Annotated in this window: 19 protein-coding genes; 6 read left to right on the top strand and 13 right to left on the bottom strand. The window is 71.5% G+C overall.

What is annotated here, in order from left to right; genetic code table 11:
- The first annotated feature begins 99 nt into the window (after positions 1 to 99).
- The gene (locus Srubr_RS24145) at positions 100 to 510 is read left to right on the top strand and encodes an ATP-binding protein (protein WP_189998329.1); all 411 of its coding nucleotides are present in this window, start codon (positions 100 to 102) and stop codon (positions 508 to 510) included.
- Between the two features lie 1,010 nt (positions 511 to 1,520).
- Positions 1,521 to 2,189: a response regulator transcription factor gene (locus Srubr_RS24140; protein ID WP_229926933.1), complete on the top strand. Its 669-nt coding sequence runs from the start codon at positions 1,521 to 1,523 to the stop codon at positions 2,187 to 2,189.
- Between the two features lie 3 nt (positions 2,190 to 2,192).
- Here Srubr_RS24140 and Srubr_RS24135 read toward each other — a convergent pair whose 3' ends face one another.
- Genes Srubr_RS24135 through Srubr_RS24125 form a run of 3 tightly spaced genes read right to left on the bottom strand, consistent with a single transcriptional unit; the run spans position 2,193 to position 5,630 of the window.
- Positions 2,193 to 3,509, bottom strand: coding sequence for a sensor histidine kinase (locus Srubr_RS24135; protein ID WP_229926932.1), 1,317 nt, complete (start codon positions 3,507 to 3,509; stop codon positions 2,193 to 2,195).
- The gene (locus tag Srubr_RS24130; RefSeq protein WP_189998327.1) at positions 3,502 to 4,872 is read right to left on the bottom strand and encodes an FtsX-like permease family protein; all 1,371 of its coding nucleotides are present in this window, start codon (positions 4,870 to 4,872) and stop codon (positions 3,502 to 3,504) included. Before Srubr_RS24130 ends, Srubr_RS24135 begins: the two co-directional genes overlap by 8 nt.
- 5 nt (positions 4,873 to 4,877) lie before the next feature.
- Positions 4,878 to 5,630: an ABC transporter ATP-binding protein gene (locus Srubr_RS24125; RefSeq protein ID WP_189998326.1), complete on the bottom strand. Its 753-nt coding sequence runs from the start codon at positions 5,628 to 5,630 to the stop codon at positions 4,878 to 4,880.
- A 224-nt stretch (positions 5,631 to 5,854) separates the two neighbouring features.
- On the opposite strand from Srubr_RS24125, the gene Srubr_RS24120 reads away from it, so the two are divergent.
- From Srubr_RS24120 to Srubr_RS24105, 4 genes are all read left to right on the top strand, one after another.
- Positions 5,855 to 6,361: a hypothetical protein gene (locus Srubr_RS24120; RefSeq protein ID WP_189998325.1), complete on the top strand. Its 507-nt coding sequence runs from the start codon at positions 5,855 to 5,857 to the stop codon at positions 6,359 to 6,361.
- 34 nt (positions 6,362 to 6,395) lie between these two features.
- Positions 6,396 to 8,696, top strand: a complete 2,301-nt coding sequence (locus Srubr_RS24115; RefSeq protein ID WP_189998324.1) for a polysaccharide lyase 8 family protein — start codon at positions 6,396 to 6,398, stop codon at positions 8,694 to 8,696.
- Between the two features lie 154 nt (positions 8,697 to 8,850).
- Entirely contained in the window at positions 8,851 to 10,446 is a 1,596-nt protein-coding gene (locus Srubr_RS24110; protein WP_189998323.1) for an acyl-CoA carboxylase subunit beta, read from the top strand.
- A 21-nt stretch (positions 10,447 to 10,467) separates the two neighbouring features.
- Positions 10,468 to 10,659, top strand: a complete 192-nt coding sequence (locus tag Srubr_RS24105; protein ID WP_189998322.1) for an acyl-CoA carboxylase epsilon subunit — start codon at positions 10,468 to 10,470, stop codon at positions 10,657 to 10,659.
- A gap of 62 nt (positions 10,660 to 10,721) precedes the next feature.
- On the opposite strand, the gene Srubr_RS24100 is transcribed toward Srubr_RS24105, so the two are convergent.
- From Srubr_RS24100 to Srubr_RS24055, 10 genes are all read right to left on the bottom strand, one after another.
- Positions 10,722 to 13,667 (bottom strand): NACHT domain-containing protein, encoded by a 2,946-nt coding sequence (locus Srubr_RS24100; protein WP_229926931.1) that lies wholly within the window; start codon positions 13,665 to 13,667, stop codon positions 10,722 to 10,724.
- A 36-nt stretch (positions 13,668 to 13,703) separates the two neighbouring features.
- A complete protein-coding gene (locus Srubr_RS24095) occupies positions 13,704 to 13,988 on the bottom strand; it encodes a hypothetical protein (protein ID WP_189998321.1) in 285 nt (94 codons plus the stop codon).
- 87 nt (positions 13,989 to 14,075) lie between these two features.
- Positions 14,076 to 14,657, bottom strand: a complete 582-nt coding sequence (locus Srubr_RS24090) for a GTP-binding protein (protein WP_014675207.1) — start codon at positions 14,655 to 14,657, stop codon at positions 14,076 to 14,078.
- The gene (locus tag Srubr_RS24085) at positions 14,638 to 15,210 is read right to left on the bottom strand and encodes a DUF742 domain-containing protein (RefSeq protein ID WP_189999979.1); all 573 of its coding nucleotides are present in this window, start codon (positions 15,208 to 15,210) and stop codon (positions 14,638 to 14,640) included. Before Srubr_RS24085 ends, Srubr_RS24090 begins: the two co-directional genes overlap by 20 nt.
- 96 nt (positions 15,211 to 15,306) lie before the next feature.
- Positions 15,307 to 15,720: a roadblock/LC7 domain-containing protein gene (locus tag Srubr_RS24080; protein ID WP_029385896.1), complete on the bottom strand. Its 414-nt coding sequence runs from the start codon at positions 15,718 to 15,720 to the stop codon at positions 15,307 to 15,309.
- Between the two features lie 10 nt (positions 15,721 to 15,730).
- Complete coding sequence (locus Srubr_RS24075; protein ID WP_189999978.1) at positions 15,731 to 19,075, bottom strand: nitrate- and nitrite sensing domain-containing protein; 3,345 nt, start codon at positions 19,073 to 19,075, stop codon at positions 15,731 to 15,733.
- 379 nt (positions 19,076 to 19,454) lie between these two features.
- A complete protein-coding gene (locus Srubr_RS24070) occupies positions 19,455 to 20,030 on the bottom strand; it encodes a GTP-binding protein (RefSeq protein WP_167513040.1) in 576 nt (191 codons plus the stop codon).
- Positions 20,011 to 20,409 carry a DUF742 domain-containing protein gene (locus tag Srubr_RS24065; RefSeq protein WP_189997650.1) on the bottom strand — a complete coding sequence of 133 codons (399 nt, stop codon included), beginning with the start codon at positions 20,407 to 20,409 and terminating at the stop codon, positions 20,011 to 20,013. The genes Srubr_RS24070 and Srubr_RS24065 overlap by 20 nt, the downstream gene beginning before the upstream one ends.
- Before the next feature lie 111 nt (positions 20,410 to 20,520).
- Positions 20,521 to 20,934 (bottom strand): roadblock/LC7 domain-containing protein, encoded by a 414-nt coding sequence (locus Srubr_RS24060; protein WP_014675212.1) that lies wholly within the window; start codon positions 20,932 to 20,934, stop codon positions 20,521 to 20,523.
- 9 nt (positions 20,935 to 20,943) lie between these two features.
- Positions 20,944 to 24,903: a nitrate- and nitrite sensing domain-containing protein gene (locus Srubr_RS24055; protein ID WP_189997649.1), complete on the bottom strand. Its 3,960-nt coding sequence runs from the start codon at positions 24,901 to 24,903 to the stop codon at positions 20,944 to 20,946.
- Between the last annotated feature and the right edge of the window lie 363 nt (positions 24,904 to 25,266).

Raw genomic sequence — 25,266 nt, 5'->3', positions numbered from 1 at the left:
CCCCATATGCACGCCGATCTGTCGTAGTGGACTCGTAGTAATGAGAACTACGACTTCACTCACTGCCCAACTGTAGTGACGGACAGTGACAGTGGCCTCGTGAACGCACAAACCCAACACCCCCACACACGCCAGGCGTTCTACCGTCGCGACCGCAGATCGGTACGGCTCGCACGGAAGTTCGCATGGCAGACGTTGACCGACTGGGCGGCGGCCGAGCGTGGAGACGATGTTTTGCTCTGCGTAAGTGAGTTGGCGACCAATGCCCTTCTCCATGGCGTCCCCGCAGGCCGTGGTTTTCTCCTCCGGCTGGTGCTGCATGCGGAGGGCGCGCTACGGGTGGAGGTGCACGACAGTGGTCCGGGTGAGGTCGGCTGCCCGGACCCGGCGCCGGACGCTGACGCGGAACACGGGAGGGGACTGCTTCTCGTTGCTGCCCTTGCTGACAAGTGGGGCGTCGGGGAGCGGAACCCAGGAAAGATCGTGTGGTGTGAGTTCCTTGTGAAGTGACCGTGGGGCCGCCCGCTTCTTGGCTAGTGTCGTGCTTCCACGAGGCGAGTCAAGGGCGCTGCGCGTCGCCTTCGGCGATGGGCCTGCGGCCCACCCTTGACACACCTCGCTCCAGCACGGGGAAGAAGCGAGCGGGCAGCCCGGGGAAAGTGGCCGGCTGAACCTGGTCGGGCCCTGCCGTCGGCTGCGTACGCATCGTGGGTCGGGGATACGCGTCCGCGCCTCGCCAGCACGCCGGGCGGGCTAAGCGGCTTGCGGCCCGGTGGTTGGTGCGCGGCGGCGCCTCGCATGGACGCCGGGCCGGTTCGGCGTCCGGCAGCAGGAATGGTTGGCCGGTCCCCAGGGTGGGTTGTTTTGGAATACCTGTCCATAATTAACCCCCTGACCACCAGGCCCGAGCCCCGCCATGACATCGCCATGCCTCTTGGGAGTGCCCCGTCGCGGTCACGGGGCCGGGGGCCGGTACGCCTGGTGGGTTGTTTTGGACTATGTGTCCATAACTAACCCCCGCCCCCTGGCCCCCGTCCTCCGCCTCCCAACCCCTTGGCCGCTTGAACCCCTGATGTCCTGTCCTGGTCCCTGACTGCCAGCGGCCGCCACGCCATCAGCGCTCACCGCCCACTCGCCCGCAGGCCGCCGACCCACCCGGCGTGCAGGCGAGACGCGACCGCGCACCACCCCACCGGGCCGGTAGCCGCTAAGCCCGCCCGGCGTGCTGGCGAGGCGCGAGCGCGTGACCCAGCCGACAGGGGCTCGTAGGTCACCCATGGGTCCGGTACCGGGCTGGGCCACTGTTCCTTCGGGCCGCTCGCTCGCTTCTTCCCCGGGCTGGAGCGAGGTGTGTCAAGGGTGGCCCGGAGGGCCATCGGCGCAGCCGACGCGGAACGCGCCCTTGACTCGCCTCGTGGAAGCCCGACACTGACCAAGAAGCGAGCGGCCCAACGGCCACTGACGAACACCGGAGCCCACACCCACGGCGGCGCCTTCAACCCCACCCGATAATGGCGACCGTGATCAACAGACACCTGCGCGTGGTACTCGCCGAGGACTCCGTCATCCTGCGCGACGGCATGGTCGAACTGCTCGGCACCCGCGGCTGCGAGGTCGTAGCCACCGCAGGAACGGCACCAGAGCTGCTCGCCGAGGTGGCCGAACACCGGCCCGACGTGGCAGTGGTGGACATCCGCATGCCGCCCACCCACACCGACGAGGGCATCCGCGCCGCGGTCGAGATCCGCGCGACGACGGCCGAGGTAGGCATCCTCGTCTTCTCCCAGCACGTGGAGACGGCCTGGGCCGCCCGGCTGCTGGCGGACGGCGCGGCGGGCATCGGCTACCTGCTGAAGGAACGCGTCGCCCGCACCAGCGAGTTCGTCGACGCCCTGCACCGTGTCGCCGACGGCGGCACCGTGCTCGACCCGGAAGTGGTCACCCATCTGATGCGCGGCGGACAGCGCAGGCGGATGGTGGACACCCTGACGCCACGCGAGCGTGACGTGCTGGAGCTGATGGCACAAGGCCACTCCAACCGCTCCATCGCCGCGCTGCTGGTGGTGTCGGAGCGGGCAGTGGAGAAGCACGTCGCATCCGTCTTCGCCAAGTTCGGCCTGCGGGCGACCGACACCGACAACCGCCGGGTGAAAGCCGTTCTCAACTACCTGTCGGAAACAGGCGGTTGACGATCACCGCAGGCGCGTCGGCAGCTCGGCCACGACCACGGTGGGGCCACCGGGCGGACTGTCCACCCGCAGTACTCCGTCCACCGCCGCGAGCCGCTCGGCCAGCCCCGTCAGACCGGTACCGGTACCGAGCGCCGCACCGCCACGGCCGTCGTCGCGCACACGCAGGCGCACACGGCCGTCAGCCGTGCTCACGGCGAGTTCGGCCGAGCGCGCACCGCTGTGCTTGGCGATGTTGGTGAGAAGCTCGGCCGCGCAGAAGTAGACGACCCGCTCGACCACCGGATGCGGGCGTTCTCCCAGGTCCAGGCGGATGGTGACCGGCACCGGCGACGTGGCGGTGAGGCCCGGCAACGCTTCGCCGAGGCCGCCGTCCAGCGCCACCGGGTGAATCCCCCGGGTCAGCCGCCGCAATTCGGCGATGGCGTCGTCGGTCTGGCCATGGGCCCGGTTCATCAGGGTGCGCAGCCGCCCGAGGTCCGGACCGGCGGGATGCGCGAGCGCGTCCTCGGCCAGCGAGAGGGTGATGGCCAGGGCGACCAGCCGGGCCTGCGTGCCGTCGTGCAGGTCGCGCTCCAGGCGCCGGAGCTGGTCGGTGTTGTCCGCCAGCAGGGTGGCCCGGGCGCTCTCCAGCTCCCGGACCCGCTGCTGGGCACGGGCCGGGCCGAGCAGCAGCCGGGCGAGCCGGCGGTTCACTCCGCTCAGCGCCCGGACCGCGCCGGGCACCGCGCTCAGCACCGCCAGGCCCGTCACGACGGACGCCGCGTCCAGCCAGCCGGCCGGCCGAGTGCCGTCCCCTACACGGATCCACAGTGGGAAGCCGACCAGCCAACCGCAGCCGAGGGGAAGCGCCACGGCCGTGGCGAAGCCGAGCACCCCGAGCGGCAGGCGCAGCACCAGATAGAGCAGCGCCCGCCAGGCGACCGCATCGGTCAGCACGACCCGGCCACGGGCGAACACGCCCACCGGGCGGCGCAGCCCGGCCGGCGCCTCGACGTACTCGCCGAGCAGCCGGCCGGCCAGCCACCGGTGCAGCGCGCCGAGACGACGCGCACCCAGCAGCGCGGCGGCCACGAACGGCAGGCCGACCACGGTGAGCGAGAGCAGCGCTCCCGCGTACAGGACGGCCAGTGCGTAGCCGCCGCCGAGCAGCGCGAACGGCAGCCCGACGACCGCGAACGCCCATTCGCCGCCCCGGACGGACAGGTATCGCCGCCGCTGGACCGCCTCCGCGGCGGGGGCAGTCGGGTGGTCCGTCCCAGTCGGGTGACCACGGCCGGATACGCCCTCGGCAGTCGGCTCGCCCCCGCGTTCAGTCACGGTCACCGCTCACCAGTTCCACCGCCGGACCGCGCACCACCCGCAGACCGGTGCCCAGGACGGTGAGGACGGTCAGTGCCGCGGCGCCCGCGACGATGTACCAGGAGGCGGCCATGGGGACGGACGGTGCCACCGAGCCGGTCGACGCCGTGCTGAACGCCGCCGACGCGGCCCCCGCCACCACCGCGCCGAGCAGCACACCCACCGCCGTGGCCAGCGCCGCCTCCACGGCCAGCATGCGCATCAGCTGCCACGGGTGCGCGCCGGCCAGTCGCAGCAGCGCGAACTCGCGACGCCGTTCGGCGGTCACGGCGACCAGGGTGTTGACGGTGGACACGGCGGCGAAGCAGGTCAGCAGCGCCACCTCGGCCTGACGCAGCCAGACGTCCGTGGCGGAGGTGACACTGGTGGCCGTCGCCCGCGCTGCGTGCTCGGCGGTTTCCGTCATGATCAGCATGGTGCCCGACAGTCCCACGAGCAGCGCGACCGGCACCACCGCGGACGACAGCCGCCGCGCGTACCCGCGCAGGTTGGCGTGGGCCAGCCACCCCGCACCGGGCGCCAGGGCCCGTACCGGCATCCCCAGTACGGCCACCAGGAACCGTACGGCGAGCGGTCCGAGCAGGGCGACCGCGACCAGCAGGACCACCGCGGCGAGCAGTGCCGCCTGCCCCGCCTTGTCCATCTCCTCGGCCGGCCGCGTCGCGGCCAGTCGCAGCAGCAGACCGCCCCCCACCAGGGCGCCGATCCCGGCGAGCAGGCGTGGCGCGCCCGTCCGCCCGTGCTCGGTCGAGCTGGCGGTGAGAGCGGCCGACGGCGCGATCCGCGAGATCCGCCGGGCCGCGACGGCCGAGGCCGCCAGGCCGACGGCGAGCGTGACGGCCAGCGCGACCAGCATCGGCACCGGTGTCCCGGGCACCCGCACGCCCGGCGCCGCCAGCCCCAGTCGCCGCAGCTCGGCGAGGAAGCGACGGGCCGCCGCCCCGCCCACGACCCAGCCGGGCAAGGCCACCAGCAACGCGGTCACGACCACCTGGGCACGTACCAGCCGCCGTGTCTGACGGGGCGTCGCCGCGATGGTGCGCAGCAGGGCCAGCTCGCGGTGCTGCTGGCGGAGCGCGAAACCCAACGCGTTGACCACGACGAAGAACGCCACCAGGACGGCGATCTCACCGAAGGCGCCGGCGATCACCGCCACTCCCGGCCCGGTGGCCGCCCTCCGGGCGGACGCGGGCGCGGTGACATCGGCGGCGAGCAGCGAGCCGAACAGCGTCACGGTGGCGATCGCGAGGAACAGCGCGCACGCCAGTCCGGCGAAGGCGGCCGGACGCCGGCGCATCTGCCCGAGGGCGACCGGGATCATCGCCGTCACCCGCCCAGCCGGCTCAGCCGTTCGCCGACCCGGGCGGCGGTGGGCCGGTCGAGCTCGTCCACCACCAGGCCGTCGGCGAGCAGCAGCACCCGGTCCGCGTACCCGGCGGCGACCGGATCGTGGGTCACCATCACGCAGGTCTGGCCCTCCCGGTCCACACCGGCGCGCAGCAGGGCGAGGATCTCGTGGCCGGTGGCCCGGTCGAGCGCGCCGGTCGGCTCGTCGGCGAAGAGTACCCGAGGGCGGGAGGCCAGCGCCCGCGCGATCGCCACCCGCTGCTGCTGCCCACCGGACAACTGCCCGGGCCGGTGCCGCTCGCGCCCGGCCAGTCCGACCCGGTCGAGCGCGTCCAGAACCCGGCCCCGCTCAGGCCGTTCGCCGGCCAGCCGGCCGGGAAGCTCGACGTTCTGCGCGACCGTCATCCCCGGCATGAGATTGAACGCCTGGAAGACGAACCCGACCTGGCTGCGGCGAAGCTCCGCCAGCCGCCGCTCGGGCACCCGGGAAACCTCCACGCCACCCCACCACACGGCACCCCGAGTGGGCCGGTCCATCCCCGCGAGGCAGTGCAGCAAGGTGGTCTTGCCGGAGCCCGACGGCCCCATCACCGCCGTGAACGTGCCGGACGCGAGGGCCACCGACACCCCGCGCAACGCCCGTACGGCGGCAGCGCCACGTCCGTACTCCCGGTGCAGGCCCTCCGCCCGAACGGCGGTTCCCCCCGCGTCATCCATCGCCTTCTCAGCCATGCCCTCATCCTCGACGGACGAGGCACACCGATCGATCGTGCCCACCCCCGAACCGGAGGTTCGGAAAACCGAACCCCTGGCCGATCCGCCCCGTTGGGATCTCGTCCGTCAACAGTCACCCGTTCGTGCCTCTGGTGCACCCCCCTCTCCCTCGGGCACCATCTGGCCTGCACCACCTGCACAGCCGCCCCGAAACGTCCGGCCCATCGCAGGAAGGCCCCCCCATGAAGATCCGCTCCCTGGTGACCACCCTCGCCCTCGTCGCCGCCCCCGGCCTCGCCCTCGTGGGCGCCGCCCCCGACGCCTCCGCCACCACCGCAGTCACCAAGATCAGCCACGCCACCGCCACCTCGATGTTCCGCCAGTCCGGCATCACCTGGTCGTCCTCCGGCAACTGCTCCGACCGGAACAACCCCACCTGCACGTCCTTCGAGCAGCTCAACCTCGCCACCGCCCAGGGCGCCCAGACCCTCAAGAGCGCCAGCGGCTGCGCGCTGAACATCACCGGCGGCACCGAGACCGGCCACGCCTCCGGCACCTACTCCCACTGGAACGGCTACAAGCTCGACTACGGCAAGAACACGTGCGTGACCTCGTACATCAAGAACACCTTCACGTACATCGGCCTGCGCGGCGACGGCGCCCCGCAGTACAAGTCCGGCTCCGGCAACATCTACGCCGACGAGGGCAACCACTGGGACGTCCTCTACTACAACTGCGGCGGCTGCTGACCGGGCGGCGACGGCGGTGACCGGGCCCCTCCGCATGACCCGACGCGCACTGCTGCTGGCCGCCGCCCTCGCCGCCACCCCCGGGTGGCGCGCAGGGGCGGCCGGCGCCGACCCGTACGAGACGCTGCGCCAGCGCTGGCTCGGCATCGCGCTCGGCTCCGGCTACGACCCGGCCGCCGAACCGTACGCCTCCCGTCTCGCCCAACTCGGACAAAGAGCCAGGGAGTTCCGGGCCGCCATGCTCCCCGGCCCCGCCTCCCTCTGGCCCGGCCACCCCTTCGACCCGCCGTCCGGCATCACCTTCAGCTACAACCGCCTGTGGACCATGACCCAGGCATACGTGCAGACCGGCACCGGCGTCACCGGCGACCCCGGCCTGCTCACGGACGTGTTACGCGGCCTCGACCACCTCGCCGCCACCGTCTACAACCCCGCCACCACCCGCTACGGCAACTGGTGGGAGTGGCAGATCGGCAGCCCCCGCCTGCTGATGGACATCACCGCCGCGCTGTACGCGCACGCGGGCCCGGACCGGATCGCGGCGGCCTGCGCGGCCGTCGACCACTTCATACCGGACACGGCACTCACCGACTACTCCGGTACCAGCACCGGCGCCAACCGCGTCGACCTGTGCCGCTCGGTCGCCCTGCGCGGCATCCTCGGCCGCGACGCTCAGAAGATCGCCCTCGCCCGCGACGCCCTCTCGCCCGTCTTCCCGTACGTCACCAAGGGCGACGGCCTCTACGCCGACGGCTCCTTCGTCCAGCACACCTGGGTCGCCTACTCGGGCACCTACGGCCAGGTCCTCCTCGACGGCCTCGGGCGGCTGTTCGCGCTGCTCGCCGGGTCGCAGTGGGAGATCACCGATCCCGGCCGGCAGCACATCCTGGACAGCGTCGAGCACGCCTACGCCCCGCTGATCCACGACGGACTGGTCATGGACTGCGTCAACGGCCGTGCCATCAGCCGGGGTTATCTGCGCTCCGACGATCAGGGCGTGATGCGCGGCGACCACTACCACGGCCAGGCCCTGATCGCCGCCATCGCCCTCCTCTCCGGCGGCGCGAGCCCGGAGGAGCGGGAGCGGTGGTACGGGCGTATCAAGGGGTGGATCGAACGGGACACCACCGAGCCGATCCTGACGTCCCGTCAGTTCGGTGTCGCTGATCTCGCCCGGCTGCACGCCGTCGCCGCCTCGCCCGTTCCCGCCGCCCCCGAACCCCTCGGGCACCGGCTCTTCCCGGCCATGGACCGGGCGGTCCACCGCACCCCCCGGTTCACCGCCGCCCTCGCCATGGCCAGCGACCGCATCGCCCACTACGAATGCGGCAACGGCGAGAACCCGCGCGGCTGGCACACCGGCTCCGGCCTGCTCTCCTGGTGGCCGCGGGGGAGCGGCGACCAGTACACCGACTGGTACTGGCCCACCGTCGACTGGTACCGGCTGCCCGGCACCACCGTCTCCACCCGGCGGCTCGCCGACCGGGCCGGCGGCGAGTGGGGCGCCCCCAAACCGGCAGTGCGCTGGGTCGGCGGCACCACCGACGGCACCTACGCGGCCGTCGGCCAGCACCTCAAGGGCCTCGGCTCCACCCTCCAGGCCCGCAAGTCCTGGTTCTTCCTCGACGACGCCGTGGTCTGCCTCGGCGCCGGGATCACCTGCACGGACGGCGTGCCCGTCGAGACGGTCCTGGACAACCGCAACCTGGGCGAGAACGGCACCCAGCCCCTCGTACGCGGCCGGAACTGGGCCCACCTGGAGGGACACGGCGGCTGGGTCCTGCCCCACGGCGGCGAGCTGCGCACCCTGCGCGAGGACCGCACCGGCGCCTGGGCCGACATCAACACCACCAGCAGCCCCGAGCGGCGCACCCGGCGCTGGCAGACCCTCTGGCTCGACCACGGCACCGACCCGGCCGACGCTGGCTACGCCTACGTCCTGCTGCCCGGCGCCACCCGCGCCGAGACCGCCGCCCGGGCCGGCGACCGGCACTGGCTGACCGTCCTCGCCAACGACACCACCGCCCAGGCCGTCGCCGTACCCCGGCCGGGGGTGACGGCGTGCACCTTCTGGGGGGCGGGTACGGTGGGGGAGCTGACCGTCTCGGCCGGCGCGAGCGTGCTCGTCGTGCGCCGGGGCCGTACGGCCTCCCTCCGGGTCAGCGAGCCACCGCGCACCGGAGCCCCCCTGGAACTGGTCTGGGACCACCCCGTGCGCGCGGTCACCCGGGCCGGCGACGGGGTCGAGGTGCTGGAGGCAGGCCGCCGTCTGAGGGTCCTTGTCACTCCGGGGATGGCATGTGCCACCCACGAATGTGAGGTGGCTCTCGACTGATCGGTTTGTGCCCTCCCTACAACGAGATGCGGCGCTGAGCAGTCGGAACGGCTGCATCGCGTGGTGGTTCTGTTCACACGTACCAGGAAAACGGGCCGGAGACTGTACAGAGTCGACGGCTCGCTTTTCTTGGTGTCCTTCGTAAGGTCACTACATGACCGTTTTGGAAGAGACGACGGGTGAGCCGACCGGCGAGCCGACGGATGCCCGCGGACGGGTCGCCGAGCTGCACGAGATCCGTGCGCGGGCCGTGGCGGGTCCGAGTGAGAAGGCGACCGAGGCGCAGCACGCCAAGGGCAAGCTGACGGCGCGGGAGCGGATCGATCTGCTCCTCGACCCCGGGTCCTTCCAGGAGGTCGAGCAGCTGCGCCGGCACCGGGCGACCGGTTTCGGCCTGGAGACGAAGAAGCCGTACACCGACGGTGTCATCACCGGCTGGGGCACGGTGGAGGGCCGTACGGTCTTCGTCTACGCCCACGACTTCCGGATCTTCGGCGGCGCGTTGGGCGAGGCCCACGCCACCAAGATCCACAAGATCATGGACATGGCCATCGCGGCCGGAGCGCCGCTGGTCTCCCTGAACGACGGCGCCGGCGCCCGTATCCAGGAGGGCGTCTCCGCCCTCGCCGGCTACGGCGGCATCTTCCAGCGCAACACCAAGGCCAGCGGTGTCATCCCGCAGATCTCGGTGATGCTCGGCCCGTGCGCGGGCGGCGCCGCGTACTCCCCGGCCCTGACGGACTTCGTCTTCATGGTCCGCGAGACCTCGCAGATGTTCATCACCGGCCCGGACGTGGTCAAGGCCGTCACCGGCGAGGAGATCACCCAGAACGGCCTGGGCGGCGCCGACGTGCACGCCGAGACCTCCGGCGTGTGCCACTTCGCCTACGACGACGAGGAGACGTGCATCGCCGAGGTGCGCTACCTCCTGTCGCTGCTCCCGCAGAACAACCGCGAGAACCCCCCGCGCGTCGAGTCCACCGACCCGGTCGACCGCCGCTCGGACGTCCTCCTCGACCTGGTCCCGGCCGACGGCAACCGGCCCTACGACATGGCCAAGGTCATCGAGGAGATCGTCGACGACGGCGAGTACCTGGAAGTCCACGAGCGCTGGGCGCGCAACATCATCTGCGCCCTCGGCCGCCTGGACGGCCAGGTCGTCGGCATCATCGCCAACCAGCCCCAGGTCCTCGCGGGCGTCCTGGACATCGAGGCCAGTGAAAAGGCCGCGCGCTTCGTCCAGATGTGTGACGCCTTCAACATCCCCATCGTCACCCTCCTCGACGTCCCCGGCTTCCTCCCCGGCGTCGACCAGGAACACGGCGGCATCATCCGCCACGGCGCGAAGCTGCTGTACGCCTACTGCAACGCGACCGTGCCGCGGATCTCGCTCATCCTGCGCAAGGCGTACGGAGGTGCCTACATCGTCATGGACTCCCAGTCGATCGGCGCCGACCTCACCTACGCCTGGCCGACCAACGAGATCGCCGTGATGGGCGCGGAGGGCGCGGCCAACGTCATCTTCCGCCGGCAGATCGCCTCCGCGCAGGACCCCGAGGCCATGCGGCAGAAGATGGTCAAGGAGTACAAGGCCGAGCTGATGCACCCGTACTACGCGGCCGAGCGCGGCCTCGTGGACGACGTCATCGACCCCGCCGAGACCCGCGAGGTGCTGATCAAGTCGCTCGCGATGCTGCACACCAAGCACGCCGACCTGCCCTCCCGCAAGCACGGCAACCCGCCGCAGTAACCCTCACGGAGACCGACACCCATGAGTACTCCTGACATCCGCGTCGAAAAGGGTCACGCCGAGCCCGAGGAGGTCGCCGCGCTCACCGCCCTCCTCCTCGCCCGAGCCGCCGCCCAGCCACTCCCGGCCTCGACCCACCGAGTCCGCGCGCGTGCGGGCTGGCGCCGCCTGGAGCGCGAGCCCGGCTTCCGGGCACCGCACAGCTGGCACTGAACGCCGCGCATCGCTTGACCACGGCCCCGCTGCTCCTTTTGGGAGGGCGGGGTTGTGGTGGTTCAGCGGACGGTGACTTCGACGCCTGGGAGCAGGTCGGCGAAGTGCTGCGGGGGCAGGTCCCGGATGTCGAAGTTGTACAGCGCCAGGTGGTGTAGGCGGGGCAGCATGGACAGAGGGGCGAGTTCGGGGATTCGGCCGCCCGGATCACCGACCAGGTACAGATACTCGATGCCGTTGTACGGGGCCAGAAAGTCCAGTCGTGTTTCCGCCGTGACCCCCGAGAAGCCCAGCTGGTGGAGGTTCGGGAGGCCGGGGAGGTCGTCCGGGACCGAGAGCGGCAAGTGCAGGACACGCAGTTCGGGCAGGTCCGCCAGTGCCTCCAGATGCCGAAACGACCCGGAACCAATCAATTGCAGGAGTGTGAGCTTGGGGAAGCGTGTCACCGCAGACAGATCGGCTGTGTTGATCTCGGAGCACGTGAGCCACTCGAGTGATGGAAACTCGGGGATGACAGACAGGTCCTGGAGCGCGTACCTGACCCACAACCTGGTCAGCGACGGGAGCCGCACCGCTGCCCGCAACTGAGCCGAGTGCGTCAGCATCACCGAGTGCTGGTCCAGCACCAGCCCGTTCATCACCCGATCTGCGTAAGTATCCGCATCGAAGTACGCCCACGCCTCGATGAGCGCGGAGACCACCTCCCGCCGCCGGTCCTCCGTGTACCCCTCCAGCAACCCCAACGCCGCCTCGCCGCCGATCATCGCCACGGTCCGCACCGTCTGGGCCGCCGCCTTCGGGGTCAGCTCCTCCAGTGAGCGGGGCATTTTCCGCAACAGACTCGGTCCCACCGCGGCCAGTGCCGGCGGGTCCGTAGGCCGGCGCGGCGGCAGCAACGCCGACACCGCCTCCTCCAACCGGTTCGCCAGCTCCTCGGAGACCTCCGGTACCGTCTCCTGACAGGCCGCCGCCAGCAGCCGTAGCTTCCGGGCGTACCGGGGTTCCGCCTCCGCCCGGTCCAGGATGCCGCCCAGCAACTCCTCCCGCTGCGGCCGGTTCGCGTGGCCCGCTGTCATGATGATCGTCTCGCGCCACAGGTCCAAGTGGGCCCGCTCCACCAGGTTGCCGACGCGGTCCTCCTCCGCCGCCTCCTCCGCGGCCAGGTACTCCTGGAAGGTCCGGTGGACGAAGTCGACGCGGCCCTCGGTGGGGGAGCGGAGGATGCCCGCGCGGTCGCGGAGCTGCTGAAGGACCCGCGCGCCGTCCTGCTCGTCCAGGTGCCGCATGCCCCGCAGTTTCCGGCCGACGTGCACGGCCGCCTGCTCGAGACCGATCTCGCTGCGGTTGTTGTCGGACAGCCGCCACGCCAGGTCCCGCAACAGCACCAGCTTGTCGTTCAGGCTCAGCCGGCCGTCCACCGCGCTCGGCACGTTCCGGTCCGCGTCCCGCTCGTGGACCAGCGTGTGCAGCGCGTCGCGGTACAGTTCCATCCGGTCCCGGGGCAGTCGGCTGCCCCGGTCGAGATGCATCGCGCACAGCATCGCCGCCAGCAGCGGCGTACCGGCGAGCGACTGCAGGTGCGGCCGGTCCTTCAGGCTGGTCAGCAAGGACTGTTCGTAGTGGGGGAGTTCGTCCGCCGCGCAGGGCAGGTCGTCGTCCAGTTCGCGTACCGCCTGGTGCCACTGCCGGACGAAGGCCGCGAGGTCGGGCGGGGTCATGCGGTCCAGGTGGAGCGCGGTGAACCGCTCGCGGCGCAGCCAGTCCGCGCGGGCGGCGGCGGGGCGGGAGGTGACGACGACCCGCACCGACTTGTACGCGGTCAGCAGGCCCCGCAGCCAGTCCCGTACCGCGCGCCGCTCGCCGTCCAGCAGCTCGTCCACGCCGTCGATCAGCAACAGGGCCTTGCCCTCCGCCAACTGCCGTTCCACCCACGCCTTCGGCATGACTCCGGTGATCTGCCCGGCCACCGAGTCCAGCATCGCCTCCGGCTTCGGCAGCTCCCGCCCGCTGTACTCGCGCAGCTTCACGAACACCGGTGTCAGGCCGTTCCAGTCCGCGAGTTCCCCGGTGAACGCGCCCCGCGCGGCCGTGATCGCCAGCCAGCGCAACAGCGTCGTCTTGCCCGAGCCCGCCTCGCCCCGCACCAGCACCCGGGTGGCCCCGCCGAGCGCGGCCTCCACCCGCATGCCGGCGCTCTCGGTGCCGGGCTCCTCCCAGTCGCTCATGTCGGGCCGCAGCATCGGCAGGGAGCGGGCCGGGCGGCGCCGGTTGCCGTCGTCACCCGTGGCCCGCAGGCTCACGTACGCCACCGACAGCCGTACCCGCGCGCCCGCCCGGTCGGACGTGCGCCGGTACAGCTCCATCTCGTCCAGGGTGGTGCTGACCAGCTCCAGGTACCGGCGCCGGAAGTCGCCGTCCCGGTCCGTGCCCTCCGGCGCGAACAGGGAGCGGTCGGGCAGCCGTTCCAGGACCCGGGCGATCTCCGCGCCCAACGACGTCGTACGGCCCAGGAGTTCGGTCAGCGCGCGTTCCTCGAAGACCGGAAGTCCGCGCACGATGCGTACGTAGTATTCGACGCACTCGGTGAACAGCAGCTCGTACAGGCGGCTTTCGGCCTCCGCGAGGCCGACGGGCGGCCGTACCGTCCCGGTGATCCGGCGGACGATCTCCGCCGGGTTCACGTCCGCCGCGAGCACCGCCTCGTCGGAGAGGTCGGCCGCCTCGAACGTGTCGCACACCCCGTCGAGCACGGCCTGCCGGGCGCCGTCGTCCAGGCCGCGGAACTCCCGTTCCAGGTACGGGGCCAGCCGGTCGTACACCGCGTCCGCGATCTCCTCGAACTGCCGGTGCACACCCCGCTGGAAGCGCAACCCGGACACCCGCAGCCGGATCAGCCCGGCCATGTCCAGATGGCGTTCCTGCTCCCGGCGTCTGCCGCCCAGCCACATCTGTGCCGCGGCCTTCGCCACGGTCGTGCCCAGCCGTAACGCCGCCGCCTCAGCGCTCACTTCCCGCCCCCTCGACACACCCGGTCGAGGGCATTGTCACCCGTCGCGCCGGTTCTCGTCCCGCTTTCGCAGCCACGGTTCCAGCGGCAGGGACAGCGTGGCCACGCAGGCCGCCGGCCACAGGGAGGTCAGGCGCAGGCCCGGGGTCCACAGCGGCAGCAGGACGGCGGTCAGGAACGTGGTCAGCCAGCCGAGGAGCAGCGGGCTGCGCAGCCGCGCCCGCAGCGGGAACAGCAGCGCCGAGGACACCAGCGCGCTCGGCACCAGCAGCAGCGCCGCCCACAGCAGCGCGCTCCAGCCGTCGACCTCGATCACATGCATCCCGGACCCACCCGTACGTACCACGACAAAGGCTCCTGTCCTCCTAGAAGAGTGACAGGAGCCCGCGTCGGTTGCCCGCGGGGCGGGTTACCGCAGCCGCGCCATGAGGGCGTGTTCGACGAGGGTGATGAGGGCGCTCTTGGCGTCGGCGCGGTGGCGGGCGTCGGTGGTGATGATGGGGGTGTCGGGGCCGATCTGGAGTGCTTCGCGTACTTCGTCGGGGGTGTAGGGCTGTTGTCCGTCGAAGCCGTTGAGGGCGATGACGAAGGGGAGGCCCGAGTTCTCGAAGTAGTCGACGGCGGGGAAGCAGTCGGCGAGGCGGCGGGTGTCGACGAGGACGATGGCGCCGATGGCGCCGCGGACGAGGTCGTCCCACATGAACCAGAAGCGGTCCTGTCCGGGGGTGCCGAACAGGTAGAGGATGAGGTCCTGGTCCAGGGTGATGCGGCCGAAGTCCATGGCCACCGTGGTGGTGGTCTTGTCCCCGGTGTGGGTGAGGTCGTCGATGCCGGCGGACGCGGACGTCATGACGGCCTCTGTGCGCAGCGGGTTGATCTCCGAGACGGCGCCGACGAACGTGGTCTTGCCCACGCCGAAGCCGCCCGCCACCACGATCTTCGCGGAGGTGGTGGAGCGGGAAGGACCGCCGCTAGAGCTTGCGAAGTCCACTGAGCACCCTTTCGAGCAGTGTCACGTCTGGCTGGCCACCGGCGTTCTCGTCGCCGCCGGGCTGATGGATGGCGACCAGGCCCGCCTCCGCCAAGTCGGCGACGAGGATCCTGGCCACGCCGAGGGGGATCGTCAGCAGGGCCGAGATCTCGGCCACCGACTTGATCTCCCGGCACAGGTTGCAGATCCGCTGATGCTCGGGCAGCTGGCCCTGCATCTGGTGCGGAGCAGCGGTGGTGTGCACCAGTGCCTCGATGGCGAGCTGGTAGCGCGGGCGGGTCCGGCCGCCGGTCATGGCGTACGGACGCACCAGGGGGTTGTTCGACGCCGCGGCCGGGGCCGGCTCGGGACGGCGCTGCGGCTGGACCGGCTGGATGCGCGGCGCCTGCGGCTGGTCGTACGGCGGCTGGTTGTAGGGACCGGGACCCTGCGGGGTGTAGGGCCGGCTGGGGGCGGAGGGGAAGTTGTACGGGTTCGCCGAGCCGTCGTGCTGACCCTGGGCAGGGCCGTACGACCAGTTGCCCGAAGACGAATCGCCTGGGGGTGTTGCCACTTTCTCCTCCTCCGAACTGCGCGGGGCACCCATCCCTGTGGAAGCCGCGTCCCGAAACCTTACGGCCCCGGGACACGTATACGCATCGTCCGATTACTAGTTGAGAAGGCTTCCCTGGAGCTCCGCGCGGAGATCCGGGGTCAGAACCGTGCCCGCGCGGTCCACCAGAAGGGCCATCTCGTACCCGATGAGGCCGATGTCCGCCTCCGGGTGGGCCAGTACCGCGAGGGACGAGCCGTCGGAGATGGACATGATGAAGAGGAATCCTCGCTCCATCTCCACAACCGTCTGGTTCACGTTGCCGCCCTCGAAGATGCGTGAGGCACCGGCGGTCAGCGAGGTCAGACCGGAGGCGACGGCCGCGAGCTGGTCGGCGCGGTCGCGGGGGAAGCCTTCGGACATCGCCAGAAGGAGTCCGTCGGCGGAGACCACCACCGTGTGGGACACCCCCGGGGTGTTGTCCACGAAGTTGGTGATCAACCAGTTCAGGTTCTGTGCCGCCTGGCTCATCGGGCTCACACTAACGCTCCTGGTTGTAGGTGCTGTCAGGACCGAAGCCCTGGCCGTTCGTATCACTGCCTGCGCTGCGCCCGCGCTGGACGCCCCGACGCAGGTTGCTCAGCCTGCCCCGGACGTCCTCCGGGGCGCGGGAGACCTGTGGGCCTCCCTGGGGGGTGGATTCGGCGGAACCCTCGACCAGATTGGCCTTGGGCACCCGCCGCGGCAGACCGGAGGCGGTGACCCCGCCTGCCTTGGGCTTCCTGAGCTGCGCGGCCTGCTGCCACCGCTCGTCGTTCGCCGATCGCCAGCCGCTGTCGCCGCCCGTGCCCTGGGAGTTCCCCGGTGCCGGGGACGCCGCTTCCTGCCGCACGCGCGCCGTGCCGTTCGCGTTCGGGGAGCCGGCGCCAGAACCGCTCGCGGCGGAGCCACGGCGGGGCAGCCCGGCGTCGGTCAGCTCGTGCGCGGCGGGAGAGGCCGTACCCGGACGGTCGAAGCCTACGCCGTTCCGCTCATCCGCGTCAGCGGCCGACGGGGTTTCCGTTTCCGGAGCGTACTGGGCCGGATAGCCGTTCTGGTAACCGTCCTGCTGCGGCCAGTCGTCCTGGTAGGACGGCTGCTGGGCGGGCTCCGCGTACGGCGTCCCGGACTCAGGGTAACCGCCGTCGGCGGAGAAGCCCTCGGGCCGCGGCACCTCACCGGTCGGCGCGTAGTACTGCTCGTCGTACGCCTGCTCGTACGGCCGCTCGTACGACCCGGAGTGCTGCTCCTGGTACGAGCCGGTGTGCTGGTCCTCGTACGCGGAGGCGTGCTGGCCGGTGTGCTGGTCCTCGTACGACGCGGCGTGCTGGCCGGTGTGCTGGTCCTCGTACGCCGGTGCGTCGAACGCCTGCTGGGGCTGCTGCGCGTCGTACGCCTGCCGCTGCTCCTGGTACGCCTGCTGCGGCTGTTCCCGGTAGGCCTGCTGCCCGCCGGTGAACGGGTCCTGGTACCCGGCGGTCTCGTGCTGCGGCTCGGCGTGCTGCTGGCCCTGCCGGCCTTCCAGCGCGGCGCGGCGCTCCTCGCGCATCCGGGTGCGGCCGATGGGGTCCAGGCCGCGGGCGCCGTCGGGGCCCTCGGTGTACTGGCTGTCGTCGAAGCCCAGCTCGGCGGCGGTGCGCAGGGGCTGCTGCTGCCCGCCGGTGTCCGCACCCTGGAACTGCTGCTCCGGGATGATCTGCGAGACGGTGAACTCCTCGCGCTCCAGCGGGGCTTCGCCGCCACCGCCGTGCGTGATCGCGTCCGGCAGCATGACCAGGGACGTCGTACCGGCCTGCTCGCCCGAGGGGCGCAGCTGGACCCGGATGCCGTGCCGGTCGGACAGCCGGCCGACCACGAACAGGCCCATGCGCTGGGAGATCGCGGCGTCCACGGTCGGCGGGTTGGCCAGCTTGTGGTTGATGTCCGCGAAGTCCTCGGCGGTCAGACCGATGCCCTTGTCGTGGATCTCGATCATCACGCGGCCGTCGGGCAGCCGGGTCGCGGTGACGCGGACCTTGGTCTGCGGGGAGGAGAACGTGGTGGCGTTCTCCAGCAGCTCGGCGAGCAGGTGCACGAGGTCGGTGACCGCGCGGCCGTGGATCTCGGCCTCCGGCACGCCGGACAGCTCGATGCGCTCGTACTGCTCCACCTCGGAGGAGGCGGCGCGCAGCACGTCGATCAGCGGCACCGGCTGGTCCCAGCGGCGGCCGGGCTCCTCGCCGGCGAGGACCAGCAGGTTCTCGCCGTTGCGGCGCATACGGGTGGCCAGGTGGTCCAGCTTGAAGAGGTTCTCCAGCTGGTCGGGGTCGGCCTCGTTGTTCTCCAGGTCGGTGATCAGGGTCAACTGGCCCTCGATCAGCGACTGGTTGCGGCGCGAGAGGTTGGTGAAGATCGCGTTGATGTTGCCCCGCAGCAGCGCCTGCTCGGAGGCGAGCCGGACCGCCTCGCGGTGCACCTGGTCGAAGGCGCGGGCGACCTCGCCGATCTCGTCCTTGCTGGTGATCGGGATCGGCTCGACCCGGGTGTCGACCCGGCCGGGGTCGGTGCGGGAGAGCTGGTCGACCAGCATCGGCAGCCGCTGCTCGGCGATCCCGAAGGCGGCGTTGCGCAGCCGGCGCATCGAGCGGCTCATCTGGCGGGCCACCATGCCGGCCAGGATGAACGCGGCCAGCAGACCGATGACGACGACGGCGCCGGTGATCAGCGCGGAGGTCTTGGCGTCGTCGGCGATGCCGGACGCCTCGCTCACCGCCTTGTCGGCCATGTCCGCCTCGATCTGGCGGTAGGCCTTGTACTTCAGCGTGTTGACCGCCCACCAGTTGTCGGTGGTGATGCCCTTGGCGGCCAGCCCCGCACGGGTGAGCGGGCTGGTGTCCTTCATGGTGGCCAGCGCCGTGACCATGTCGGTCGGGTCCGACGGCGGGGCGACGTACTTCGGGTCCTCGGCCTTGGCCTTGCGGGCCAGCGCGGCGGCGTCCGCCTCGATCTTCCCCTTGGCGTCTTCCAGCTTCTGCGCGTCGGCCTCGGTGCCACCGCCCTTGTACTCCTCCAGCGCGATGCGCTCCAGGTAGGCGTACGAGGACAGGGAGATCTGCTGGGAGGCCAGGTTCGGGGCGTCCGGGCCGGGCTTGACCAGCAGGTGCGTGCCGATCGACCGCTCCAGCGACAGTGCCGCCTTGGTCAGCGACATGGCGTAGACGGTACGGCCGTAGGAGGTGATGTTTCCGGTGCCCAGACCGAGTTCGTTGGCGAACTCCATCAGCGGGTGGATGACCTCGACGTAGCCTTCCTCGGTCTTCACGCCGGTCATCCGGGAGGTGAAGGCGGCCTGCCGCAGCCGTGCCAGCTGGGGCTCGGCCTCGTGGAACAGCGTCAGCCGGCGCTTGATGCCCGACGTGTCCGGGGCGCTCTCCGCGGCGTCGTCGAACACCTCGGCGGCCTGGTCGGTGGCCTTGCGGGCGTTGTCGACGGCCGCCTTGCTCTCGGCGTCCTTCTTGTTCAGCAGCAGCGGCTCGGCGCTGATGTCGCGCTCGTTCTCCAGGGCGTCGGCGTAGGAGAGGGCGGCGCGCACCAGACGGGCGGTGTTCTCGGCGTCGCGGGCCTCCTGCCAGGTGTCGATCGAGCTCTTCACCTGGAAGCCGCCCATGACGAGGCCGACCATCACGGGTATGAGCAGGATCGCGTTCAGCCGGGTCGGCACGCGCCAGTTCCGCGGGGAGAGACGGCCGCCGGACGCCGGAGCCGCCGCCGGCTCCGCGCCGGGAACGGGGGCGGGTGCCGCAGCGCGCGGCGGCGGGGTGAAGTTGCCCCGCGCCGACGGCTCGGGACCGTTCTTGCTTCGCCTCACTCGACCAACAACCTCTCGGCGGTCGGCACCTACGTCGTGCCGCAGTCTCTCAGAGCCCGGTTCACCACAGACCACTACGGGGTACGTCTTGGACCATTGGGCAGTTCAGGCATTCCAGCACGTGGACCAGCGCGATTCCAAACAGCGGGACCCTGTGATGGAGCGGTTGTAAACGCCAGATAAAACGGTCATAAAGAGCGAGCCTTGCCAAAAGGCGGGAGGTTCGTGCGCGCAGCGGTACCGTTCGAACGCGTCGCGTGGTGATGCCCGGCGATTCCTCTGCCGAACTGTTATGAACACCGGAGCCGACCGTGTCAAAGGCCACAGCCGGCTCCGAAACCTTTACGACAACTGCCGTATTCCCCGTCGTACTTGGGTGTTACTTCAAGCGGGCCATGAGGGCGTGTTCGACGAGGGTGATGAGGGCGCTCTTGGCGTCGGCGCGGTGGCGGGCGTCGGTGGTGATGATGGGGGTGTCGGGGCCGATCTGGAGTGCTTCGCGTACTTCGTCGGGGGTGTAGGGCTGTTGTCCGTCGAAGCCGTTGAGGGCGATGACGAAGGGGAGGCCCGAGTTCTCGAAGTAGTCGACGGCGGGGAAGCAGTCGGCGAGGCGGCGGGTGTCGACGAGGACGATGGCGCCGATGGCGCCGCGGACGAGGTCGTCCCACATGAACCAGAAGCGGTCCTGTCCGGGGGTGCCGAACAGGTAGAGGATGAGGTCCTGGTCCAGGGTGATGCGGCCGAAGTCCATGGCCACCGTGGTGGTGGTCTTGTCCCCGGTGTGGGTGAGGTCGTCGATGCCGGCGGACGCGGACGTCATGACGGCCTCTGTGCGCAGCGGGTTGATCTCCGAGACGGCGCCGACGAACGTGGTCTTGCCCACGCCGAAGCCGCCCGCCACCACGATCTTCGCGGAAGTGGTGGCCCGGCCCGCGTCAGAGCTTGCGAAGTCCACTGAGCACCCTTTCGAGCAGCGTCACATCCGGAGCGCCGCCGTTGTTCTCGTCGCCACCAGGCTGGTGGATGGCGACCATGCCGGCCTCGGCGAGGTCGGCCACCAGGATGCGGGCCACGCCGAGCGGCATGTTCAGCAGCGCCGACACCTCCGCGACCGACTTGACCTCGCGGCACAGGTGGCAGATGCGCTGGTGCTCCGGGAGCAGCCCCATGATCACGGCCGGGTCGGCCGTGGTGCTGATCAGCGCCTCGATGGCGAGCTGGTAGCGGGGCCGGGTCCGGCCGCCGGTCATGGCGTAGGGCCTCACCAGCGGCTGGTCGCCCTCGTCCCCGTACGGCTCCGCGTACGGATCATGATGGGCGGTGGGCGGGGTCATGAATCCTCCGGGCGGGACAGCAAGTCGGTCAGTCAAGCCGTCTGACGGGGCCGGTGGGGGGATTGTGGCGGCCGGACGGTGTTTTCGTGAGGTGGGTGGTGCCGGGGCAGGTCAGTGGAGCAGACTGCCCTGGAGTTCGGCGCGCAGGTCCGGGGTGAGTACCGCACCCGCGCGGTCCACGAGCAGCGCCATCTCGTAGCCGACGAGGCCGATGTCCGCCTCGGGGTGGGCCAGCACCGCGAGGGACGACCCGTCCGAGATGGACATCAGGAAGAGGAACCCGCGCTCCATCTCGACGACCGTCTGTGCCACGGTGCCGCCCTCGAAGATCCGGGACGCCCCGGCCGTCAGCGAGGTCAGCCCGGAGGCGACGGCCGCGAGCTGGTCGGCGCGGTCTCTCGGGAAGCCTTCGGACATCGCCAGCAGAAGGCCGTCGGCGGAGACCACCACCGTGTGGGACACCCCGGGGGTGTTGTCCACGAAGTTGGTGATCAACCAGTTCAGGTTCTGTGCCGCCTGGCTCATCGGACTCAACTAACGCTCCTGCTGGTGAGTGGGGCTCGGGAAGCTGCCGGTCTGGCCGCTGCCGGCCTGACGGCCCTGAGCGATGCCCCGACGGAGATTGGTCAGCCGGCCGCGTACGTCATCGGGCGCACGCGAGACCTGCGGACCGCTTTGGTGCTGTTGCTGCTGGGCGGTGCCGGGCACGAGGTTCGCCCGGGGCACGCGGCGCGGCAGGCCGGAGGTGGTGACCCCGCCCGCGGCGGGCTGCCGTACGCGCTCGGCCTGCCGGACGAGTTCGTCGTTCGGCGAGGTGCGCCAGGAGCCGGTGTTCGACCCGGACCGCTGCGGAGCGGACGCGGGCGACTGCGACTGCGGCTGCGTCTGCTGCGGCGCCGGCTCGTTCTCCTGCTGCTGGAACCAGTTGGTCTCCAGCGTGTCGAACAGCGGGGTACGACCGTCTCCCGGACCACTGGCCGGCGGCAGGGCCTCCGGCTCCTGGCGGGCCGGACGCTGCTGCGGGGCCTCCGGGCGCGGCGCGCCGAAGTCGTCGTGGCCGGCCGGCCGCGGACGCTCGAACTGCCCGGTGTGGCCGGAGTCCGGCCGGCCGGGGAGGGCGTGCTGTCCGGTGGAGCCGGCGTCGTAACCGCCGTCGTACGCCTGCGGGGCCTGCGGCGCCGGGAACTGGCCCGGGTGCCGGCCGCCGTTGTCCGGCCGGCCGGAGCCCGGCGCGCCGAACACGTCGGAGCGGGCGAACGAACCGGTGTCCTGCCGGGCACCGGGAGCGTCGAAGGGGGCGGGCTGCCGGGCGTTGTCGAGCTGCGGGAAGCCGCCGGTCTGCTGGACGTCGTCCAACTGCGGGAAGCCGCCGGTCTGCCGGCCGTTGTCGAGCTGCGGGAACTGGCCCGTCTGCTGCGTGTTGTCGAGCTGCGGGAACTGGCCCGTCTGCTGGGCGTTGTCCGGCTGCGGGAAGCCGCCGGTCTGCCGGCCGTCGCCAGGCTGCGCGAACGGGTCCGCCTGCTGGAGGCCGTCCGGGCGGGCGTACTGGCCCGTGTGCTGGGCGGAGTCGCCCGCGTCGGGCAGCTCCGGGCGCTGGAACCCGCCCGTCGCGGCCGGACCCCGGTCGTCGACGCGGGGCATCTCCGCGGTGGAGCCCGGACCCTGCCGGTCGTCCACGCGCGGCATGTGCGCGGTCCGCGCCGGGTCCTGCTCGTCGTGGCCGCGCGGGGTGTCCAGCGCGGCACGGGACAGCGGGCCCTGGTCGGCCCAGCCCGGGGTGCGGGACTGCGGCTCGCCGCCGGGCAGTTCGGCCCGCGGGCCGCCGCGCGGCGGCAGCTGGGGCCGGCGCCCCTGGTCCGCCGGGCCGTCGGACCGCTTGCGGCCACGGCCGCCACGGCTTCCACTGCCGCCACCGCTGCCCTTGCCGCCACCGCCGAACAGGTCCTGCTGCGGACCGTTCGGGTGGGCGGTCTGCAGGCCCTGCGGCGCACCGGGCGCCTGACCGCCGCGGCCACCCGCGCCGGAACCGGCCGGCACCCGGCCGCCCTGCTGCGGTGCGGCACCGGGACCGCCCTGCGGTCCGCGCGCTCCGCCCGGCGCACCGGGACGGCCGCCCTGGGCCGGGTCGGGCAGTGCGGCCCGGGGGCCCTGGCCGGGTCCGGCCTGGCCGCGCGGGCCGGGACCGCCGCCGAGCAGACCGCCACCGGCCGGGCCGGCACCGGCGTTCCCGGTCTGCCGCCTGGCCGCGGCCGCACCGGCGGCGGCCTGCGCGGCGGCGGGGCCACCGGAGGACACGGGCGCGCCGGGCTTGCCCGGGACCGGCTTCCTGTCGCCCTGGGCGACGTCCACCGGCAGCATGACCAGCGCGGTCGTACCACCGGAGTCGGACGGGCGCAGCTGGATGCGGATGCCGTGCCGCTGCGAGAGCCGGCCGACCACGAACAGACCCATGCGGCGGGACACCGACACGTCCACGGTGGGCGGCGAGGCGAGCCGCTCGTTGATCGCCGCGAGGTCCTCGGGGGACAGGCCGATACCGGTGTCGTGGATCTCGATCAGGACGCGGCCGTCGGGCAGCGCGTGACCGGTGACCTTGACCTTGGTCTGCGGCGAGGAGAACGAGGTCGCGTTCTCCAGCAGCTCGGCGAGCAGGTGCACGAGGTCGTTGACGACCCGGCCGGCGACCTGGGTGGTGGGGACGGCGGCCAGCTCGATGCGCTCGTACTGCTCCACCTCGGACGCGGCGGCACGCAGCACGTCGACCAGCGGGACCGGGCGGGTCCAGCGACGGCCCGGCTCCTCACCGGCGAGCACGAGGAGGTTCTCGCCGTTACGGCGCATACGGGTGGCGAGGTGGTCCAGCTTGAACAGCGAGGACAGCTGGTCCGGGTCGGCCTCGCGGGACTCCAGCTCGGAGATCAGCGACAGCTGGCGCTGGATCAGACCCTGGGAGCGGCGCGAGAGGTTGGTGAACATCGCGTTGACGTTGCCCCGCAGCAGGGCCTGCTCGGCGGCGAGGCGGACCGCCTCGCGGTGCACGTCGTCGAAGGCCGCGGCCACCTGGCCGATCTCGTCCCGGGAGTGCACACCGACCGACTCCACGGAGGTGTCCACGTCCTGCGGGTCGGACTCGGAGAGCTGCTTGACCAGCTCGGGCAGGCGGTCCTGGGCGACCTTGGTCGCGGTCTCCTGGAGCCGGCGCAGCGAGCGGATCATGGAGCGGGCCACGACGAACGCGCCCACCAGCGAGACGCCGAGCACGAGCAGGATCAGCACACCGGAGAAGATGGCGTCGCGCTCGGTGGCGCTCTTCAGCTCGCGGGCCTTCTGCTCCATCTCCTCCAGGAGCGTGTGCTCGATCTTCTTCATCTGCTCGATCTTGGTCGAGCTGTCGTCCACCCAGTCCTTGTAGGAGCGCGCCGGCAGCTGCTGGAGGCCGTCGGGGGACTCGAAGGAGCGCTTGGCGTAGGTGTCGGCCGCCTCGATCGTCGGGTTGCCCTCGTCGATCGGCTTCAGCAGCTCCTCGGCGTTCTGGTCGGCGTAGATCTTCCGGAAGATCGCCAGCTCGGAGTTCTCGCTCTCGTACGCCGACTGGCCGTAGAGGCGGTCGTTCTCGGAGAGGTCGCCCTTGGTCGCGGGGGTCGCCGGCAGCGCGGCGGCGATCATGGCCCGCTGCACGGAGGCGTACTCCTTGGCGGTGGAGAAGGCCGCCAGGGCACGGGTACGGGAGATCATCTCCGGGTTGCTGGACGCCTCGGCCATGTCCTGGGACAGGCCGATCAGCTGGGTGATGAGCCGGTGGTAGGACTCGATCGTCTGGGAGGCGTTCTGCTTCGACCCGTACGCCTTCTGGCGGATCTTGGCCAGGTCGTCCAGCTGGTTGGCGAGGCCGACGAGCGCGTCACGCACGCCCTGGAGCTTGCCGTCCTTGCTCGCCGCGTCGATCTTCTCGGAGTCGTCCAGGAAGTCGTCGCGGGCCCGGTCGGTCTTCTGCTGGTAGGCCTTGATCTGGTAGTCGCTCGAGGTCAGACCGCCGTGCGCCAGCGGGCCGGCGGACTGGTCGCGTTCCTCCTGGAGCGCCGCGGCCAGCTCGGTGGCCTGCTTGGTCATCTCCGTCAGCAGCTTCATGTTGTCGAGCTGCTGGATGTCGTTCAGGCTCTCGTTGATTCGCAGGGCGCCCAGCGAGGTGGCCGCCACCACGGGGAGCGCGAGCAGCGACACCAGGCGGGTGGAGATGCGCCAGTTGCGCAGGGCCAGCCGGGAACCGGGGCCGGCGGGACCGCCCGGGGCGGGCTTCACCGTCGGCGTGGGGGAGCCGGAGGGAGCCGTCTTCGCGGGGGCCGACAGGGCGGGGGCGCCGGGCCGTCCGCCGCCGTCCTTGGCCGGGGCCGGGCCCGGACCCTGGGCGTGCTGGGGCGTCGAACCGCGGTCGGTCCCGCCGTGCGGCTCCGGCTCCGCCGAAGCGCTGCCATCCCTCTTGAAACGTCCCTGCACTAGCGTCGCAACCTCTGGACCAGGCGCCCCTCCGGATGAACGGAGGGACACGGTGTCGGCGTTGTGGGGAGCGCCCTGAATACGCCCCCCGGGTGGTCTTGAGTGACCGGCGCTGGCTTCCCCCTGTCTCGCCGCCACTCGGCGCTGTGTCGCGCCCCCTGTGCGCCGGCTCGATCCCGCGGCGGTCCGTGGAATTCCAGCACAGTGCAGGATCTCCAACAAGGGCGGCGGGCCGAGCTGTGACCTCTGTGACAACCTGTGAGGGGTGGGTTACCAGCCGTTGAGTCATATTCGGTCGAAAACGGGCATACATCGGCGAGTTGCCGGTGGGTGTCAGGTGTCCCAGTCGCCATGATCAGGAGC

Origin of the sequence: Streptomyces rubradiris, assembly GCF_016860525.1 — a bacterium.
Taxonomy (GTDB): domain Bacteria; phylum Actinomycetota; class Actinomycetes; order Streptomycetales; family Streptomycetaceae; genus Streptomyces; species Streptomyces rubradiris.
This window is presented reverse-complemented; position numbering and strand designations above follow the sequence as displayed.